This is a genomic window from uncultured Fluviicola sp., from assembly GCF_902168135.1.
Classification (GTDB): domain Bacteria; phylum Bacteroidota; class Bacteroidia; order Flavobacteriales_D; family Crocinitomicaceae; genus Fluviicola.
Genome location: NZ_CABHOL010000054.1, coordinates 163,226 through 185,669 on the forward strand (window position 1 = coordinate 163,226; position 22,444 = coordinate 185,669).

General features: G+C 41.0%; 6 protein-coding genes. All 6 read left to right on the forward strand.

The features are described 5' to 3' along the window. The first annotated feature begins 268 nt into the window (after window positions 1-268). Entirely contained in the window at window positions 269-1,012 is a 744-nt protein-coding gene (locus QZT69_RS18500) for a hypothetical protein (RefSeq protein WP_294680205.1), read from the forward strand. Window positions 1,013-1,093: 81 nt separating this feature from the next. Continuing rightward, a complete protein-coding gene (locus QZT69_RS18505) occupies window positions 1,094-6,829 on the forward strand; it encodes a hypothetical protein (protein WP_294680212.1) in 5,736 nt (1,911 codons plus the stop codon). Between the two features lie 14 nt (window positions 6,830-6,843). After that, entirely contained in the window at window positions 6,844-7,830 is a 987-nt protein-coding gene (locus QZT69_RS18510; protein WP_294680214.1) for a hypothetical protein, read from the forward strand. A gap of 1 nt (window position 7,831) precedes the next feature. Continuing rightward, window positions 7,832-8,566, forward strand: a complete 735-nt coding sequence (locus QZT69_RS18515) for a hypothetical protein (protein WP_294680220.1) — start codon at window positions 7,832-7,834, stop codon at window positions 8,564-8,566. 11 nt (window positions 8,567-8,577) lie between these two features. After that, window positions 8,578-21,096, forward strand: coding sequence for an RHS repeat-associated core domain-containing protein (locus QZT69_RS18520; protein ID WP_294680221.1), 12,519 nt, complete (start codon window positions 8,578-8,580; stop codon window positions 21,094-21,096). Between the two features lie 619 nt (window positions 21,097-21,715). After that, the gene (locus tag QZT69_RS18525) at window positions 21,716-22,366 is read left to right on the forward strand and encodes an IS1 family transposase (RefSeq protein WP_294680222.1); all 651 of its coding nucleotides are present in this window, start codon (window positions 21,716-21,718) and stop codon (window positions 22,364-22,366) included. Window positions 22,367-22,444: the final 78 nt, after the last annotated feature.

Here is a 22,444-nt window from a genome sequence, read left to right on the forward strand (position 1 = left end):
AAAACTGAAAATTTAGTTGTTAAAATAGTTTAAAAAAACTATCCACATTTGAATGTGTATTTCTTTTTTTTGATTTATATTTGACTCGTAGTTACTGAGCCGACTTTTGCAAATTTCATTGAATTTCCACCCAAATCTTCAATCAAATTTAAAAGTGCGTTTTACAGAATTTCAATTGAATATCCATATTTGGATTAATTGTTATGTGAACTATTATGCACTGAAAGCACGGTTTTTAATGAAGTATTGAACTGCTAAATTGAAAAAAGTGAAGTTAACCAGCTATTTGATGTTATTGATGCTTTTTGCTTTTAATAACATAAGCGCTCAAAGCGCTTTTCCGGTCATCTTGTCCAATCCGATGGATTATGATACCATCATTGAAACAGAGCCCAATTTTATCTGGCAGACCAATATAACTGCGCTTCAAACAGATCCGCGTTATTCGCAGCGTTATGTGCTTTGTGAATTGGAAGAAAACCAGTTGAAAGGAGAAGCAATCAGTGCCAATATCCCGATTTTAGTACTGGAAGACTATCAAAACACCATGTATTCGTATTCTTCCACAACTACACTGCTTGAACAGGGGCATACCTACGTTTGGCAGGTATCCATTCTTTTCAATAACCTGGTAGTGGACCAATCGGAGCCCTACCAGTTCACGATTTTGAAACCGAAAGAACCATCTCCTGTCTTTTACCCGGTTGCCTTTAAGAACGAAGGTCAGATGCTTTCAATTATCGACAACAAGATTGGTTTGGTAACGGACGAAACAGGATCACTGAACTTAAAAGTGAATATAACCAAAGCAGGAGCAATTGTTAGAACTGTTCACCTCAATGAATTATTAAACGGAGAGATGAAAACGGATGAGATGAGTGAATACAAAGGGACAAAACGCTTTTTCGTAATAAATCTAAAAGAGTTGGATTTGGAAAAGGGAACCTACAAAGTAAATTGGGCCCTGAAACCTAAAAGACAGTATACCTTTAATTTTACTATAGAAAAATGAATCGTTTGACTAAAAGTCCCTTCCTTTTCATAGAATCTGAATTCTTAATTAAAAACGTACCAACCCTGAATCTTAAAAATTATGAATAGAACTACTCAATCTCAGGGAATCAGAAATAGAGCCTGGTTTTTACTGGCTATATTTACCTGGTCTACTTTACAACCGACTTTCAGTTATGCAGGCGGGCCTACACAGCCGGAAGCAGCAGCTTTTACCCCGGTTGGAGTTTCGGATATGGTTGATCCCTTTACCGGAGACTTCACTTACAATATTCCCTTGATGGATATCGAAGGATATCCGATCAATATTGCCTACAATTCGGGGGTAACTATGGATCAGGATGCTTCCTGGGTTGGTTTGGGGTGGAACCTGAATGCCGGAGCAATTACCCGTGCCCTTCGCGGATTACCGGATGATTTCAATGGAGACCAGGTAACAAAAAAACTCAATACGAAACCCAATTTCAATATCAATATCGATGCTGGATTGGGGTTAGAGATTGTTGGATTCAGTATTCCGGAAGGCGGCGGAGGCGGCCTGAACCTGAGTGTGGGGATGGGATTCAATAATTACTCAGGATACAGCTCTAATGTAAGTATCGGCCCTTCTTTCGATTTTGGAAAATTCCTGGGAGGAAACCTAACTGCCGGATTTTCGTTATCCGGAAGTAGTGAAAACGGAGCTTCATTTTCACCGAATGTGAGTTTGAGCTACAAGGAAAAAGTAAGTGAAGCACAGGATACGAAACGCACAGGAACAATTGGAACGGCTTTTAACTCTCGTGCAGGTTTGCAGCAAATAAGCTTTGGATTTAGTGTGTCAAAACTTTACTATAAAACCAAAACTTGGACTGCTGGAGGAGCGACTAGCACTTGGCGAGAAAGAAATCAGTTTGGAAAGGAAATTGGTGATGGGGGTTCAACAGCAAGTACGGGTGGTGCTTTCGACTTTGGGGTTGCTCAATACCTGCCGACTCCCCAGCACAGCAAATTTGGTGCCTCGGCTTCTTTTAGAATGAATGTTTCGGGATCAGTATTTGGTGTTGACGGACAAGGGAATATTGGTGTTTCATTGTCACGCTCCTGGATTCCTGCGGCTAATCAAACGATTAATCAGCCTTCTTACGGGTATTTATTCTCTCAAAATGGTTTAAGTTCTTCGGGTAATCAATTGGATTTTAACCGCGATAATGATCAGTCATTTTCAAAATACAGCGTAAACCTTCCTTCTGCTTTTCAAACCTACGATCTATTCAATGTGATGGCTCAGGGTACAGGAGGTAGCTTCCGTCCGATCCGTAACGACGTTGGTTATGTATACGATCCGTTTAGTTCTGCTTATGATATAGGTGCCAATGTGGGAGTGGAATTAGGGTTTGGGAACCTGACGGATATCGGTGTGGATATAGACATTCCGATTACCAATACCACCAATGGTCCATGGTCTGATAATAATTCGGCATACAGTAGTTTGAGATTCAGAAGTGGCGGAGCAGGAAATATCGTTCCTAGTTTTTCTTTTATCGAAGCAAGTGAGAGCTCGGTAACACAGGATGATATGATGAATACCCAGTTTTATGGTCCGAACCCGGAACGTTTGGTCCTTGCAGGAAGTGCCATGTCTCCGCGTATCAATAACAGTTTGAACCAGGGTGGATCCATAAAAACCATTTCGAAAAACAAGAAATCATTGCGGGATTATGCAAACAATCAACTGTATTTCCTAAGCAGAGGCGAAGTTCAGGCTAATCTGGGGGTCATCCCGTTTGTTTCCGGGAACTTATTTTCAGGGGCGCCGGCACATCACATCGGTGAAATTACCCAGCTTGGGCAGGATGGAAGAAGGTATGTTTTTGCAATGCCGGTATACAACCACTTCCAGGAAGATGTAACATTTGCCTGTGGTGCGGGGCTGTACGGATCCGGGGGAATTAACTATGCAGAAAATCAGAGCGGTGTCATTACAGGAATATCAACAGCATCCGAGTCTTCCGGAGATGCTTCTCCCGGAAATGATAGGGGAATTGATCATTATTACAGCAGTACAAAAATGCCGGCCTATGCACATTCTTATATGCTTTCTGCGGTCTTGAGTGATGATTATGTGGATTCCGATGGAACTCCCGGACCCAGTAAAGACGACTTGGGATCCTATGTTGCATTCGATTATGAAACGGTTACCAGTCACGAATGGCGTACCCCGATACAAGCTGGAACGGCTTATCACAACGAAGGAATGCGTTCTGACAAATCAGATGATAAGGCAAGTTTTGTGCATGGGAAGAAAGATTTGAAGTATTTAAACATTGTAAGAACCAAAAACTATGTCGCTGTTTTTCAGACAGCACCACGTAAGGATGGTCGAAGTGCTGCCGGCAGAAACGGTGGATTAAATACTGCTGATGGTCAAAGTACCAGGTTTCTTAAAAGTATTACTTTGTATACTAAATCTGAGTACGATGCGCACTTTAGTGATTTAACACAGGCCACTCCAGTTCAAAAGGTTGAATTTGAGTATGATTACAGCTTGTGTAAGAATTATCCTGGTAATGATTTATCGTCGAGTACTGATCCATCTGCTCCAACTAACGAGGGTGGAAAATTGACGCTGAAGAAAATCAAATTCTCTTATCAGAACTCCCAAAAAATGAAATACAGGGATTATGAATTTGATTACGGATCCGGTTCAACAGAGAATCCGGACTACCATTTGAAAGGCTCTGATCGCTGGGGAACATACAAAAAACCGGTTACGGGAACAGAAACGGACATTACAACACCACTTAATAATTCGGATTATCCCTATACGGATCAGAATAAAACAACGGCAGACGCAAATGCAGGTGCGTGGTCTTTAAGAAAGATACATTTACCTTCCGGTGGGCAGATCGAGGTTACCTACGAGGCGGATGATTATGCTTACGTCCAGCACAAGAAAGCTGCCCAGATGTTTAAAATTGCCGGAATTTACCTGGGACCTGGGAATACTCCCGGATTGTCGGTTACTAATGCTCCTAGTTTCCAATCATTGGATAACAATCCTGAGATATTGGTAGAATTGGATAGTCCCACTGACCGGATTACAAATCACTGCAAAGCTGGCCAGCAATTGTATTTTCGGGTTTTATCCGAATTGAACCCTACAGGTGATGATTTTAAGAAGAAGACCGAATTTGTTTCGGGTTATGGAATTATACAAAATCTTCCCGATCCAACAAATCCTGTTATTGGTGCTGACGGCAGAGCATATGGGCGTATCAAACTGAGAGGTGAGAAGTTGAAAGATTCTGATAATGATCCACCAAATTCACCTTACAGCCCTATGATTGCACAAGCCATTTTATTTGGACGTACGCAGCTTTCCAGAACAATCAATAACAATTTTGAGCCTAGTAGTGAATCCGGTGAAAGCGAACAAGCCGTTATCAGTTTTGTGAATGCTACGATCAATATGCTTACAAGTTTCAAAGAATTAGTTACAGGACCTAATAAAGCAATTTACGACCAGGGCAAGGGGCGACGAATTGTTATCAATAAATCCTGGGTTCGTCTGGACTGTGCGAGCGGTCACAAATATGGTGGAGGAAGCCGGGTTGCTAAAATCGAGATCAAAGATAATTGGTCGGATATGGAGGGAGGAACTTCAAGCACTTACGGACAGGTTTATGAGTACGTTTTAGAAGATGGAACATCTTCCGGAGTAGCATCCTATGAGCCACAGCTTGGAGGTGATGAAAACCCGTGGCATACTGCTTACATGGTGAATAATAAGAGACGTTTGGCGATGGACGATAAAATGTACATTGATGATCCGATCATGGAGTCTCAATTCCCTTCACCTTCTGTAGGTTATTCAAGAGTCGTGATTAAAGACTTACCACATGAAGGAGTAAAACGCACGGCAACCGGTAAAGTGGTGAAAGAGTTTTACACTGCAAAGGATTTCCCGACCATCGTAAAGCGAACAGATGTCGACATGTTGACAGATCATAGTTTACTTCCTATCGGACCAAAATATCAGTATTTAACTGCAAACCAGGGATTCTCCATTGAGTTGAACAACATGCACGGAAAAACAAAAAAGGAAAGTGTTTATGGAGAAGATCAGACCAGCCCTTTATCTACGGTAGAATACTATTACAAGTGTCAGGACCTGAATCTGGACGGAGTTCCCAACAAGCGATTGAAAAATGAAATTTCAGTGATCGATGAAAAAGGAGTGAATTCCACAGCAACTATTGGTGTTCGTTATGACCTGGTGGGTGATTTCCGGGAAAGTGAGACCAAATCACGTGTTCCGAAAATCCACATCAATACAAACAGTTTTATTATTGGGATCATACCGATTTTGGTGCCACCCGTTTATCCGGGATATGACCAGACAACAAACCGCTTCCGAAGTGCCACCATGAATAAAACGATCAATCGTTTTGCGGTATTGGAAAAAGTAGTTGCCAACCAGGATGGAAGCATCGTAGAAACAAACAACCTGGCATTTGATAAAAATACCGGAGAAGTACTGGTTACTCAAACGACCACCAATTTCAACGACAAGGTATATTCCCTGAATTACCCGGCATATTGGAAGTACCCGGCGTTTGGTCAGGCGTCCAAAAATATCATGTACTCATACAAGGCTCCGACTGTTACCAACAATGGTTTTGCTGCAATTCCTTCCCAGTACAATTATTTTACTGAGGGTGATGAAGTGTCAGTCGCAATAGGTTCAGCTACGCCTGTAAAAGGATGGGTAGTAGATGTCAACGCAAGCGGAATTAAAATAATGAAAAAAGACGGATCTGTCTTTAGTGGAAACAATGTGACCATTAAGGTTATTCGTTCAGGTTATAAAAACAAACAAACCACTTCAATGGCTAGCATGACGGCACTTTCTAATCCGATAGCGGGTATTGCTACCAATCAATTTACGAATGTGTTGAATGCCGGAGCAGTTGAATTCGGACAAGATTGGAGAACGTATTGTGATTGTTTCAAAGGACCTATTAACCCGAACGCGGTTGGAACGAAAGGAAATTGGAGACCTATCCGTTCGTATACATACCTGACTGGTCGTACGCAGGCAAATTATGATGGTAATACCAACATTCGCAAGGATGGAGTCTTTACAGCGTATGCTCCATTCTACAAACTTGGCAATGGTGTGTGGGAAAAGAATAACCAAAATTGGACCTTCGTTTCTGAAGTTACGGAATTTTCTCCAAACGGAATGGCTTTGGAAACAAGAGATGCTTTGGGAAGGTATTCAGCTACCTTGTATAGTTATAACAATACCCTTACTTCCGCAGTTGCTGCTAATGCGAAGGGGATACAAATTGCAAGCGGTGGTTTTGAAGATTTAAGTTATACAAACTGCATGGATCAGGGATTCTTTTCAAAGGCAAAAATCGGGAATTCTGCTTTGGGATCTATTCCTTCCGGATCACTTTCTACAACTCAGTCACATACAGGTAAAACAAGTATCAAAGTATTACAGGGAAATCCTGTGAGGTTTGAGAATGTCCTTTCTACTTGTACGACAACACAGACGTGTAATTTGTCACTTAACTGCTCCGGGGAGTCAAATTGTTCTACCGTTAATATTAGTGGAGGAACAGCTCCATATACTTTGGATTATGAAGTAGTCGGAACCGCAAGTGCAGATATGACATCCGGTACTCAAATTACTACTTCGATAAATACAGGTTCATCTGTCAATAGCCTGATCATTATAGTAACAGATTCCAAAGGTTGTAAAGCAGCTAAAAAGTACAAAGTTTCAGATGGTGGAGTTACCACAGAAAACATTACCCAATTGTAAAAACAGTTTCACTTATGAAATATCTTGTTCTCATTTTCATTATCTCTAGTGTCTTTGCCTCTTTCGGGCAGGATACTTTGCAGAATTTTTCACCCAATCGTGCATGGGTAATGTGTTCTGATCCTTCAACTAAATTGTATAGTTCGTCTAACGGTTTCATTTGTAATAACGGTTATACCAAACAGTACTTCCTGTTTAAACCCGAAAACAATTATGCAGCCTCAACGATTAGTTTTCGGGGCTATGCAAATGCAGGTACAGGAACTCCTGTGACAATTTCCTATAAGTTGTACGGACCTTTTAATGCGAATGACGACTACGCTTCATTAGTGGAAAACAATGTGGTCGCGCCGGTTTCTGTTGGAGGACCTTCTGCAGCATTGATTGCTATGACAGCAGCATTAACAGCGAATAAACATTATTTGCTGGAAATTACTTCCCAATCCTGTACAGGTAGAGTCGCTTTTGATCTGAGAGGTTATTCTCTCGGATGCAGCGTAGGAAAATTGAACGTTGAATGTGAAAATTGTATTCCAAAATTTCAACCTATGAACGGGAAGTATGTAGTAACCGGATGGGTAAAAGAACAAGGTGGGGAAGCAAAAACTTCTTACGATAAATGTGTTATGAAAGTAATTATCGGTGCAGCTCCGCCGGTAACAATCCCGGTTTCAGGACAGATCATTGACGGTTGGCAGCGTATGGAAGAAACGGTTACAGCTAACAGCACAGGTGAGTTTGCTATTGAATTATCTTCTTTGACCAGTAACGAATGCTACTTTGACGATATTCGGGTAATTCCATACGAATCTTCCATGGTTAGTTATGTTTATGATCCTGTTACCATGCGTTTGATCGCTGAATTGGACGAACGAAATTATGCCAAAATCTACGAATACGATGATGAAGGGAGACTGGTCCGCGTGAAGAAGGAAACTGAACGAGGAGTCATGACCATCCAGGAAAATAAAGAGAATACATCTGTTAAAGACGGGTACTAATATGAAGAGGATCACATTGCTTATTTGTTTATGCACCTCACTTTTTTCAGCTGGCCAGGAGAAAAAGGAATTGGATGCGAAATCGTTCAATAACGAAATGGTGCTCTTAGGTAAAAAGATGAATGCCGAAATGATGTCCATTAAGTTCAAGAAGGAAGTTTTTAAGGACATTAACTCACCGGTGGTTGTAGAATCTGCTAACGGACAGATTATACGCGGAAAAGGATTGGACTATAAAATGGTCAATCCTGGTATGATCAATTTCCAGACGGGGAAATTGAACGTATTGGTAGATTCAACGGAGCGTATGGTGATTATCTCTAATGTGGATTCATCTTTGCAGCACATTTCACAGTTGAACCAAATTCCGTTGGATGTACTAAAGGATTACAAGTTGTCCAAAACCATTTTTCCAACATACTATATACTTCGTGCGGAGCCGGAAAATAAAACCATTGGAATTTTGGAATTCTATATCCATAAAGAATCAACGGAATTGTTCAAGTTTAATATGTTCTATCCCCCTGGTAATTATTTCTCTGAATCGATGGAAGATGAAAGCCTGGAGTCACCTTATTTGACAATCATTTTTGAACCTATGAAGAAATTGAAGGAAACAGCTAGCCTGATTTCCCTGGAAAATATACTGGAAAAAAAGGCTGACGGAGAATATTTATTATCTCCTAAAATGGCCGGTTTTCAATTAAAAGACACCCGTTACAAATCACCTAAATAAATAATCGAACCATGTTTGTTGTAAGATTCATATCACTTTTAGTTCTGCTGCTTGTTAGCTTAAATGCAAGTGCAGTTTTTATACCTCATAATACAATGGTATTAACCGGAAGTATGACTTCAGGTTTCACGACAATTACACCACCTTCCTGGTCACTTTCACCAACTGTTGACTTGACACGGAAAGGTGTCATTACTTTAGGGGTGGACCACCATTATTTGAATCACGTGAACCAATCGGTGACCGAAGTTACGATCAGTATTGTGAAATATACCGCTGCTGGAGGATCGGGAGCATCCCCGGAGACAAAGACATTGAAGGTGTCTTATTATCCGATTGATTCCTTGACCTATGTGGATGAGAATACCATTACAATTGACAATGTGGAGCGAATGGATATTACCATTACACAGGTTAAGGTGAATGGTGTTGTTCAAAGTCCAATGGCTATGCCGGCAAACTTGTATTTGCAGGCAGATGTATTTGTTGACCGCATTTATGATTTCACTTCACAGGTTGGATTCAATACTTATAATCTTGCAGCGGGAGATCCATTAGATATGGATTGTGATCTGGTGAGAGATGAAATGACAGTTTCCTGGGATGTGGTTCCCGGTGCTGAAGAATACCAGTTGGAATGGACATTCGTCAATACTGTTGATCTCACGACGACTGAAATTAATAACCTGAATATTGATTTTCGGAACAACGCCACAAGGGTTTCTACCAAAGAAACAAGTTACAAAATATCCCTGCTTTTTGATCAGGGGTATATCGTTTTCCGGGTTAGGGCAGTGGGGAGATCAAGTGTGCCTCCTTATAACTTCTTATTCTCCAAATGGTCTATTCTTGACGGCCCTCAAATACTTGGACTTGTTCCTGCAACTAGTAAACAAGCTACGGAACCATTCGATCTCAAAAAGAACTGGCAGTATAGCGCAACGTATGCAGAGGAAGGGAAAAAGAAAGAGGTAGTCTCCTTTTATGACGGTTCCCTTAGAAACCGGCAAATGGTTACAAAAATCAGTACAGATCATAACGCCATTGTGGGGGAAACAATCTACGATCACCAGGGAAGACCTGTTATTCAGGTATTGCCAGTACCGGTTACAGACCCTTCACATTGTGATGTAGAGGATACGGAGAATTCATTGAAATTCTATCCGGATTTTAATTTGAATAGTTCAGATCAGCCTTATTCGAAGACTGATTTTGATATTTCAAATGAAGAGAATCCTTGTAACCCGATGCAAATCGACTCGATGAGTGCGAGTAATGGAGCTTCTAAGTATTATTCAACAAGTAACACCGACAATGCCGGAAGCCAGGCATATGTTCCGAATGCGCTCGGATTTCCGTTCAGCCAGGTGGAGTATATGCCGGATAATACTGGGCGCATCCGCAGACAAGGAGGTGTAGGGAAAGAATTTCAGTTATCAACGGATATCCCAACTCATCCGAGCTTGTATTATTATGCGCATCCTTTCCAGGAACAACTGGACCGTTTATTTGGTTCGGAAGTCGGTGATGCGTCCCATTACCAGAAAAACATGGTGGTTGATCCCAATGGACAAGTAAGTGTTTCTTATTTGGATCAGGAAGGAAGAGTTGTGGCAACTTCCCTTGCAGGAGAAGCTCCGGGAAATCTTCAACAACTCCCTTCTGCAGCTGCTATTGCTCCTTTAACCGTAGATCTTTTCGCAAAGGATGCAAACGGGAATTCAACGTCCAATAAGTTGTCATTTGATGGAATGTCGAAAGAATTCAACCAAACCATTTCCTTAAGCGGGCGAACAAGTTTGTCCATCAGCTATGACATCGAAATCAGAAGATTTAATACTGCCTGCCTGGGAGAGTTTTGTCTGAATTGTGTATATGATTTGTCTATCGAGGTACGGAATTTATGCGGCGATCTGGTGAGTCCTGTAGCAGTGTCTTCAAAAATGATAGGACGTTTTAAAGAATTACCAAGCGGAGACATTCAATTCCTTACAGATTGCAAAGATACTTCATTTACAACGACATTTAATACTGATACACTGGAAGTCGGAACTTACCAGATTACCAAAATCCTGACTGTTAATGAGGAAGCTCTGGAAACCTATCTGCAGATGTATACTGATACCTCTTCACATGGGATTAACAGATGTATCAATCAATACGATGATATTTTGGACCAGATTGGTGCAAGTTCGAACATCAATGATTGTTCGGATGATTTCAGCTGTGCGGAATGTGTTACCAATTTGGGCAGTTTATTGGAATACATTCAGGCAGGAGGAACAGAAGAGCAGTACAACTTTGAACTGGAATCATGTAATGCACCGTGTAAAGGAGCTTCCTATTATGAAAACATGCGTGAGATATTGATGGTAGACGTTTTTCCTGACGGACAATATGCACAATACCTGAATAATCAAAATGCGGTAGATCCGGATATGTACCCACTTTCGGTGTTGAATGACAATACGGGCGGAAGTACAAACCGTCTTCCAAAGACGGGGGCACATTGGAGAAATCCACGCTACGATGTGGAGGCAACTATTCAGAATTTTTATTTTGAAGAAGATGGAGTAACAAAATCGCGGATTTACCTGGAAAATGTGAGCATTACATCGAACCAGATGCTTATTTCAACACCATTGCTTCATCCTACTACAAGAACGGTAGGAACTCATGTGTTCCTGGATAATACTACAGGAACGTATTATACCTACCCTCAATACTTAAAATCCGTAAGTGATTTCGTTACTTACTACAATGCAAACCGTCAGTGGGGAAATTCGTTGGTCTATTACCACCCGGAATATGCTTATTTGAAAAAATACAAGGAGTATTACGTAAAAGTAAATTCTTCCGATCCATATACTTCAGAGTCGTTTGACCAGAAAATGATGAGTGTTAATACATGGGCTGATGCAATTACTGCCGGATTCATTAATCCAAATTATGCCTCAGTTAGTGTAAATGGCCGTATCAATAACATCCTTACTATTAATGGAACATATCCATGGGATCCATACTCCAATTATGTGAATCCTTCCGGAATGAACTCAAAATTATTTAACTACACAACAATTAACGGAGTCAATTATTCCATGATGGAAACAGCTGCCATGATGAACCGGGGTGGAAATAGCCTGATTGGAACTGTTCCGTCCGCTACCGATTTGGCTTTCGGATTAGATGTTGCAGGGAATACATCTACACAGAATACCCAGTTACGGGATGCAGAATGGATTACGTTCCGTGGAATGTACATCGCTGCAAAGCAGGAGCTTCAATATGAAGCCGCAAGAGCCTCTGCATTGAGTGTTTCAAATCCGGGATATAACGGATGTATAGGTGACGATTCTTTCAATCCTTTCCAGTTTGGATTCCTGACAGTTTTTCCAGGAGCTATTCCTTATTTTGGAGGACAATTTTTCATGAATAACAACCAGCCGTGTTTTATTGCTACAGCGGCATATTACAAATACAAACAACCGCGTTTCGGGAACCAATTGGCAAATGTCAATACGGATCCCGCACAAGTTGCGTACCAGGCTTATCTGCAAACCGGACAATGTCCTATTGCAACAGCATTCCAGCGTTTGTTATCAGAAGTTGCTTCAGATCACAATTTGGCAACTACCAATTTTTCAGCATCCAGTACTTTGGCAAACCTGTCAAGCCTGGTTATGACAATTAACAACTTTGAAACGCCAATCTCCATTCCGAATTTAACCTGGGTACAAAACACAGGAACCACTACCAGTACTACGCTGGAAGTAGACCTAATGGAGGGAACTTTTAATTATGGTACTTTCCAACTGGTTAAAGCTTCAGGAAGTGCCAGCTACAACTGGTCCGATATTATTTCGTTCAATAACCTGCAGTTTACAGGTTTTTTAGCTCCATTCTACCATTTTACAATAGATGTAAAGGTGATGATTTCAGGAGAAATGGTCACTCAGCATTTAACCGGAAAAACGAAGTTTAAGATTGGCAACTGTAATTTCCCGGATGTGTGCAAATTGAATGATTTCGGGAAGACACTTCAGAATATGGTAAAAACACTGGCTCAAATGGGAACTTTGACCAGTACCAGTTATGTAGACCTGACAGCGATCCCATACAGCAATTTCATGACGAATGCACTGAAGTATACTGTCAATCCTGCTTATTCACCTGGAACAACGATTAAATGGAAATACGATGCCGCTATTCCAGGGTTTGTATTAACGGATGCAACAAACACCATTACTATCAAAATTACCGGAACAGATCCGGGCTCATTTAATTTGTCATCTATTTCAACCATCGCATTTATCGACGAGTTAAAAGCCGGTGCTAATAATACGATGGAACTCGTTTGTCTGAACAGTTCGAGCAATTACCTGGCAACACTTTCTTGTGAATTATTGCGTTCAGACAACAAAGCTATTCCTGTTGGAAAGTGCGGATTGGACGATGCTATTTTGTGTACCGGATTGGAGTACGATACTTACGAAGACCTGATGGCTGTTTTGAAATTTTCCCTCGAAAATCAAAACAGTCCGTTTAGCTTGTACAATTCACCACTTTGGACCTCTACATTGAATGATCAATTGGTGCCAAGCCCAACTGCAGTTACCGGTACGGTTACCGGAACCGGTGTGGGGGCAAAGCTGACCTATGTGATGCCGGATACCTGTAACCTGGTATTGACTTATAACGGAACAAACCCGAATTTCCATTTCAATAACATTGTTTCCGTGAATAGCATTAACCTGTTAAACCAGACGGTTTACGGATCTTACAACGATTTTAAATTATATGTGACTTATTCTTACGGAGGATCTTACTTCCAGGACTCTATCTTCGGAACCTCCTGCTTTAAGCTGAAAAGATGTACCGGGTGTACCCAGGGCCATGCCGGTGAATCCGGACCTGCGGGGTCTGACCAGGTAGACGGAGAAATTGACCTGGGTTCTTTGAATGATGAAGAGTTTACAGAGGCTGATAATAATTCCGAAACCTATTGTTTAGATTTGTATGAAGATTATGTGAGTGCATATAATTTATTTGTAGCTCATCAGACAACAAATCCAACCTGTTCTAATTATGCAAGCTTATACCCGATGCTAACTTACCCTCAATTCGTAGATGGAAGATATTGCTGTGGTAATAATATGCTTTCAGCTTTTAGAACAATATTAGATCTAACAACTACAACTGCTTGTCCAAATAATTATTCTGTTGCTGATTTATGCGGAGAATTCAATTTAAGCGGTGGAGGCTGTGTTGATCTGCATACGATTTATACTAGTGTCATAAATTACTTCAATTCTTCTGATTGGGCCACAACAAATAATGCCTCTTTAACTGCAGTAGCTTCTGGTGTGGTTTCCTGTAAATGTGAAGCTAGCTATTTGAATTACTTATTGGAGTATTTAACTGCTGATCCGCATCAAAATTTAAGTCATCCTATTAGCATTATTTCTTATTGTGCATTAATGGATGCTGAACCCGAAAATACCTGCAGCTCAAAATACGACCAATATGTTTCATGTACGAATTACTTCAATGATAACAATGATTCGGAAGACCTTGCTATTGTTGATTACGACGTATTCATGGAACAAGAATTGTGTTATTGTGTGGATGAATACTGCTCGAACCTGAGCCTGACATTGAGCCACCTGGCCAGTGAGTCAAGAGACCTTTTATACTTTTGTCAATCCGTAAGTGAAATTCCATGCGTGGTTGATACTCCGATGGTGAGTTACGAAAGCTTTGAGATCGATTTTGAGGATCCGTGTGTAGCTTTTTATGAAAGTAACAACGAAGTGAATGCTCAAAACCATTTCAATGAGCAAATCCAGGATTTCTATACCCAATTGGGACAGGAGTATATTGAACACTGTATGCGCTCTACTGAAAACATGTCTTTAAGTTACAGAGAGATTGAGCATCATTTTACCCTTTACTACTACGATCAGGCAGGGAACCTGGTTAAAACGATTCCACCGGAAGGAGTTGAATTTGTCAATATGAACGATGCGCAGATACGGGATGGGATTAAAAATGACCGATTGAACAATACGCACAAAGTGACAACCAGTCACCGTATGGCCACAACTTACCTGTATAACTCGTTGAACCAGCTGGTGGCACAAAATATGCCCGACCAGGATCCTATAAAAGTCTTCGAGCCGTCTTTGCCGAATGGCTTGCCGATTGCTTTGAATACTACCGGAATCCAAATGATTGATGCAAACCAGGGGTATCTTACGGGTTATATAAATGCAACCGGAATTGCGCCGCTGGTGAACCGGGGATATTTGTTTAAAACCAGTAACGGTGGTTTGAACTGGGTGCGCGTGACTAACACCTTGGGCACAGATTTAAGGGAAGTATACATGGTCTCTGCCACAGTAGGTTATGCACTGGCATCAAACGGATTGAGTTTAATTACGAAAGACGGAGGAAATAACTGGGATTTGACCGACATGCCGCTAGCTGCAAACTATGCAGAGTATGTCGCTATGGAAGTTATCGGAACAGATGCATACTTGTTAAATCGTAATGGTTTCATTTATAAAGTTAACTCATCAGGAGTATCCAGTACTTACCTTGGATTATTCGGAACTTTGCCGAATCCATATTCTTTGGTAGCTGTAAAAGATTTTACACTGCAGGGAAGCACAACCAATTTCCAGGGGATCATCTATCTCCTGACGGTAAGTGATGGTACGGAAACCTTTGATGTAACTGCTATAACAAGCAACACATCCGGAAATGCTTTGTTACTCGATAAAACGGTAGTTGGAAATCTCCAGGCACTTTCATTTTATACGACTACGGCGGCAATCGTTGGTGGTAATGATGGAAATACTTCCAGAATTGACGGTACGGCTGCTGCTTCCTTCAGACAACGCCTGCAGAAATCAGACGCGAAAGGAGTAATTGATCAAATTCATATGCTGAATGCCACAGTAGGAATTGCCCGTATCACTGAAAACGGTGTTAAAGTCATTCGAAAAACAACAGATGGAGGAACAACTTGGACTGCGCTTTCCAGTGAATATACCGATGCCACTTTATCTTTTAACCGGCGCACGGCTACTACGCTCGAAGTACTCGTTCAGGGATATGAAGCCGGTACTGTTAATGCAGCTTATTCCAAAAATGTGGTAATGAACACCTCGGGTATTTGCTCCGAGTTGAGTCAAAACCCAACAATGGCACAGAATATCAATATGTCTCTTGTTTACACATACAATGATGGAACAAACCTGACCTATTATGGACTTGCATACGATAACACGCTTGCAAATTACAGGCTGTACAAATCCAATTCTTTTACAACGATCGGATCTAATGTGAGCTTTACACCAATTGTAGATTGGGTAGGCGGTTCAATTATTCCGAAAGAACTGGTAGTTGCCAAATCCGGCTCTGAAATTGCGGTGGAAGTAGTGGCTGATAATGGTAATCTATACCGTTCCCAGTCGTCGGGTGCAGTAACGAGTTTCTCTCTTTTCTCAGCGGTATCAGGAATGACATCTATTGTATCGATGGATAAAATTACTATTTCATCGATAGACCATATTGTTGCATATCGCTCTTCAGATACACGTTTGTATGTCAGAGCTGCGACTGGAGCAAGTGCATACGTTTATTATGGAGGTACTCCGGCTTTGAGCGGTTCGGTGATTACTAAGATCGCAGCACACGGTTCAAACGTTACACTCATCGGAACTAACGGGGGAATTTTCACCTCTACCGGGGTTAATTTTGTGCCGCCTTCAAATGGTGGAGGAACTGCTTTGGTATTTACAGACCGCAAATCCCACCAGCTTTACGGACTAACGGAAATGAAATACACTCCGTCTATGAACCTGATTGCAGGGGAGAACGGACAGGCATACACAAGACCGATCTTTTTAACCGGTACTTCTACTTCTCAATTGAGGCCGCTTGGAATAACATCTGACCTTTGTGCGATGAACCAGGTCACTTATGGTGGTAACACTCATTATGTTTACGGAGGTAAAAACGGAGACCTGGCTATGATCCAGTCAAACGGAACGCTTGCTCCAACATTGTATACGACAACCGGGTCTTCGGTTAAGGCTCATTTGTCAGGGCAAACAATCAATGATATTGCCGTTCTAACAACATCGGGAGTTAGTAAAGTATGTATCGTGGGAGATAACGGTGCTCTTTATTACACCACGAATATCAGCACGGAATCATTTATGCCGGCAATCAGCCAGACAAATCGCAATTTCCTCGGTGCTTCGATTATTACAGGTACAGATAAAGTAATGGTGGTTGGTACCGGAACAGAAATATTCCGCTACAGCCAAAATATCGGTACACGTATCAACCGGGTATTCGGACCGAAGTATAACGATGTGCATTTTGAAAATGGTCAAATCGGGACCTTGATCGGGGATAATTACTTTGTACGTTCTACTTTAAACGGCGGATTGGATTGGAAAATAATCAAACCTACTACCGGTCCGGGTATAACAGGACTGAAGAAAGTGTGGACCAAGTCCAAACCGAACGGAGAACATTTTGCCCTGATAGGTGGTGTTAATTACTATTTGAAAGCTGATAACGGAACAGTTGCTGAGTATGCGATCAGCGGAACAGTAAACGATATCCAGTTCTCGAAAGTAAATCCGTTATTCGGTTACATGGCTTTCAACAGCACATTGGCGAAAGTAAACCTGACGCTTTTATCAGGAACATATACCATTACTCCATCGAATGTGTATACAGCTGCGAACACCATCCGCGGGCTTCATGTATTTGAGAACACATCTGCGATCATGGTCGGGGACGGCGGCGGCATTTATTACTACCGAAATGATCCTGCTGCACTTGGAGGTTATAGTCTTGCAACGGTCTCCGGGGTTACTTTCCGGGATGTTTATTTTATTGACAACAAAGTTGGTTTGGCTGTCGGTGATGCAGGTAAAATTTACAGTCTATCCTCTTCAAGCAATGCTCCGTATACACATGATATCCTGAGCGGAGGTTTTGGTTATCTGCCGGAATCGATTACCGATCCGGAATTTGGAACAACTTTGGTTTCCTACAATATTACAGCATTGGCTTTCAGTTCTTCTACAAGCGCCATTTACGGAGGTTCATTTGTAAACGCTTCCGATGTGACTTCAAGAGGCGCTATGGTGCGCTACCTGAAATACGAAAAAGAATTGTTCACTTCGCGTTTCTATTACGATCGTTTGGGCAGGATTGTAGTGAGCCAGAACTCCAGACAGGCAGGGGCGAGCGGAATTACCGATGACAAGTACTCATATACTGTTTATGACGGGTTGGGACGTGTAAAAGAAGCAGGAGAAAAATCCGAAAATACAAGTGGAATTAAATTCGCAGGAATTTTCGGGACGAACGTTGGTGGTACTACCGTACCGAACGTGGTGGATGATGCGAACCTGGGAGTATGGTTATCCAATAATGCCGTTAACACCCGCAAGGAGGTCACAAAAAGTTATTACGATGAGACCAATGCAGCGATCAACTCGGATCTTGGTTTCACCAGTACCACACTCAATAAAGCCACACAACGTAAGCGCATTGTCCATGTGACTTATTCGGCAGTTTATTCTGCAAGTGATAATGTCTATGATCATGCTACACATTACGACTACGATATTCACGGGAATGTGAAGACTTTATACCAGGACAATCGTTTGGTGAAGGTAATGACCAATCTTTCCGCGCAACGGATCAAGAAACTGGATTATATCTATGATTTGATCTCAGGCAATGTACACCGGGTAGATTACCAGACCGGGCAATCCGATCAGTGGCACCATGCTTATGCCTACGATGCGGACAACCGCATTACGGATGTGTATACAACGGTTGAAACGCCATTGACAAGTGAGTATTCTTCGATTGCATCCCTGCAAAACGAACCGGAAATCAGTACGATGTGGGACCGTGAGGTCAATTACCTATATTACGAGCACGGACCTTTGGCACGCACCATTATCGGGGACCAGGAAGTACAGGGTGTTGATTACGTTTACACGCTGCAGGGTTGGATCAAGGGAGTTAACTCCAATACACTGGATGTGAACCGCGATCCGGGACAGGATGGGGCCGCTGGTGATAATAAATTCATTGCTCACGACGTATTTGGTTACAGCCTGCATTACTTTGATGGCGATTACGGCGGCGCAATCGGAGGAAATAACAGCTTTGTAGCGACCCAAACTGCGGGCAGCGGAATGGTGGCGAATTCAAACCAGCTGTACAATGGGAATATCGGGCGCATGGTTACTACAATAACCGATCCGGATACCCGCGAGGTACTTCCTTTGGGAAATGCGTACAAGTACGACCAGTTGAACCGTTTGTATGAAGCACGCAGCTTTAATAATATAAACCTGGCTACCAATTCCTGGAATACCGGTGGTACAACCATGTATTACAATCAATTCACCTACGACGCCAACGGGAACATCATGACCCAGGTGCGCTACGATGAAACGGCCAGCGGAATTATTGACCAGTTGTCTTACCAATACAAAGATGCAGCCGGGGCCATTGGAACATCAAACCCTAAAAAGCACAACCGCTTGTACAATGTACAGGATGCTTATGACTACCCGGAAGGAAATGATATTAGGATAGGGCAGGCATCCAATAACTACAGCTACGATGCAGAAGGACGTTTGATTTATGACAAACAGGAAGGCAGAGTTTATAATTGGCGTGTTGATGGCAAATTGGAATCAACTTATTGGGATCCTAATTCTGGTACGCCAATGAAGCGTGATATTTATTTCGATTACGATGCCATGGGGCACCGTATTGCAAAACACATTTCCAATGAAGATGCGGAATATCGTGAAAAAAGTATATATTACGTATTGGATGCACAAGGAAATGTGATGAGTGTATATGAACGTATAATAAATAACTTAGAGCAAAGTGTGAGTTTTACTCAAACCGAGAAACATATCTACGGAAGCAGCAGACTTGGAGTACACAATGAACGTATTGAATTACTGGGTACTCAAAATGAGACCTATTCCATGGCAAACATTCACCACCACATCGGGGATAAGACATACGAGTTGTCCAATCATTTGGGGAATGTGTTGAGTGTGGTGAGTGATAAAGTTCTGCCTGTTTCTGATCAGACATCCATTTACAGCAATGACTTTAGCAGCGGTTTGGGAGGATTTATCAATGATCCCGGAGTGGTGTTATCATTGGTTGGCGGTCAGTTGCAGGTATCCAATGTTCCAACCCATTATTGTACACGCCGCTCATTGAACAGTCTTACCACAGCCGGGCATTCCTACAAGGTCCGTTTCAAGATAGATTTGAACGGAAGCGGGCCTGTATCGGCTTATACAGCCATAAGTTCAACCATTTTCGGGATTGTGAACTGCTCCGGCAATGGTACTTATGAATTTACATATACTCCTACGGGAACTACGTTTACCAACTTGTATTTGCGTTTTGAGAGTATGGGCGGAGCTGTATCACCAAGAACCTTTTATATTGATGATGTCAGCATAGAAGATATTACTGTCACCGGTTACTTAGCCGACATCCGCCAGAGCACAGATTACTCTCCGTTTGGGGTAAAACTGCATAAACGGGATTTGGAACTTACCGGTTCGAATTCTGCTTATCGTTATGCATTCAACGGCTACGAAGGTGATAATGAAGTAAAAGGTGACGGCAATAGCTACACGACAGAGTTTAGACAGTATGACCCACGTTTAGGACGTTGGTTGAGCATGGATCCTTTTAGTCAGTTTGTAGGTTCTCAATACACTAGCTTTAACAACAATCCTATTTTTTGTATTGATCCAGATGGTGGTTGGGTTCCAGTTATTGTTGAGCATAAGACTATAGAAGATCATCCAACTGACAAAGCTAAATACATTCAAAAAACGACAACTATCTTAGCTGCAAAGTTTGAAGAGGGAGACGATGCAAAGTCTTTGGCAAAATTTCTTGACATACCAGAAAGGGAAGCTGAAAAGTTATTTCAAAATGCATGTAACTTAGCCGAATCTGAGGCAGGTAAGTACATACCTATTCCTGAAGATATTGCGGGGTCTATAAACACAGCTATTCAAAATACATTAAAGGGAAATTCTGAAGAATACAATTGTTGGGCAAGTGCTATTTATACTTCTCAAGGACGTTTTCCATTAGAGAATGGAGCTGAAAAAAATTATAAATATGGAACAGCGAAGGATTTTGACGACCGTTTGGAAGAGCCAGATTATAAAAATGTATCTACCAAATATAATGAGTGGACATTTGGAAGAACAATTTTTAAGTTTAGAAATTCCAGCTGGGATATGATGGACGGCACTCAAGAAAAAACTACCCATGGCTGTATCTTTCTCGGATATGATAAAAAAGGAACGATGTACTTTTTCACCAAAAATGGTTGGGATGATTCTCCATGTATAATGACTTCTGAAGAAGTGTCTGATATGTACGGATTTAAGCGTAATGGGCAAAAGGCATATAATTATATAGGACAATGATTAAACTTAACAGATTTTCAAAATTGATATTAAAAGTAATGATGGTAGTTAATCTTATTACCATCTTAATTGCTTTTGTACAAAAAAGAGAGGAATTTCATGATAAAAAAATTCTTTTCTTTTTTGTATTGTATTCTGCTTTTCTATTTGTTCTTAGCGGAAAGTCAAAGACAATTTTAATTCTAAATCTTTTTTTACAATATTTTTATTTCACCATTCTCACGATAGAATTAATTATTTCAGGATTTATTTATTTACAGTCAATTAATTATCCTCTTTATTTGTTTTTCTACTTTGATCGAAGTGAGGAATCTGGAGATTTTCTAATTGTAATTCCTGTTCTCTTTTTACTAGTAAATTTCGTGTTTAATCATTTCTTATTATTCAAATGGAAAAATGGAATAACCAAAAGTAAAATTTGATTAGGTTAAGCAATTAGGTAGTGTTCTCAATAATCACTTTTTAGAATTTGAAGAAGTTAATGGTCTAATTATCAGTGGTAAATAAGCTGTTAGGACAAAAAGAACAAGTGAGGATTCCCCTTCACTTGTTCTTTTTTTCGTTCTTAGATACTTAAAACTCCATAAGATCGTTCTACATGTTATCAAAAATCACCTGTATGAATTGCCACTATTGTCATGAAACGTGTATTCGAAAAGGAAAGCAAAAAACTGTTCAGATCTATCAATGTAAAAGTTGCCTGAAATACCAACGCCAGGACTATAAATACCGATCAAAACTAATTGAAGATCAGCAGTTAATTCAACTGGTTAAAGAAGGGTGCGGAATTAGAAGTATTGCAAGAGTTTTGACTATTTCCAATTCAACGGTTCTGCGAAGAATATTGAAGATTGGAAGATCAATAAAACGGTCACCTACTGTTTCATTCGGCCAAACCTATCAAGTAGATGAGTTGTTTACTTACATCGGAAATAAGAACAACCGGGTTTGCGTTGCCTACTCCTTGAATGCTAAAACAAAAGAGGTTATTGATTTAGTAGTAGGTAGAAGAAACAAGACCAATCTGAAAAGAATTATTTCAACCTTGCTCTTATCTGATGCAAAGCAAATCACAACAGACAAGCTGAATATCTACAAAGAACTTATTCCGGTTCGGATCCATTCAACCAAAAATCGTGGAATAAATCACATTGAAAGGCAAAACCTCAATTTAAGAACGCACATAAAACGCCTGAACCGACGAACGATTTGTTATTCGAAATCAGCAACAATGCTTTTGGCTGTAGTGAAGATTTATTTTTGGAGTTAATTTATCTGGAATTCCTGCTTCCAGGGATATTCTGATACTGTTGAATTTCTTATTCACTTCATTTTATCTTACAATAGG

Excerpts from the sequence above, each read along its gene's own strand:
- QZT69_RS18505 (WP_294680212.1), top strand. The coding sequence starts at position 1,094 with ATGAATAGAACTACTCAATCTCAGGGAATCAGAAATAGAGCCTGGTTT.
- QZT69_RS18510 (WP_294680214.1), top strand. The coding sequence starts at position 6,844 with ATGAAATATCTTGTTCTCATTTTCATTATCTCTAGTGTCTTTGCCTCT.
- QZT69_RS18515 (WP_294680220.1), top strand. The coding sequence starts at position 7,832 with ATGAAGAGGATCACATTGCTTATTTGTTTATGCACCTCACTTTTTTCA.
- QZT69_RS18520 (WP_294680221.1), top strand. The coding sequence starts at position 8,578 with ATGTTTGTTGTAAGATTCATATCACTTTTAGTTCTGCTGCTTGTTAGC.
- QZT69_RS18525 (WP_294680222.1), top strand. The coding sequence starts at position 21,716 with ATGAATTGCCACTATTGTCATGAAACGTGTATTCGAAAAGGAAAGCAA.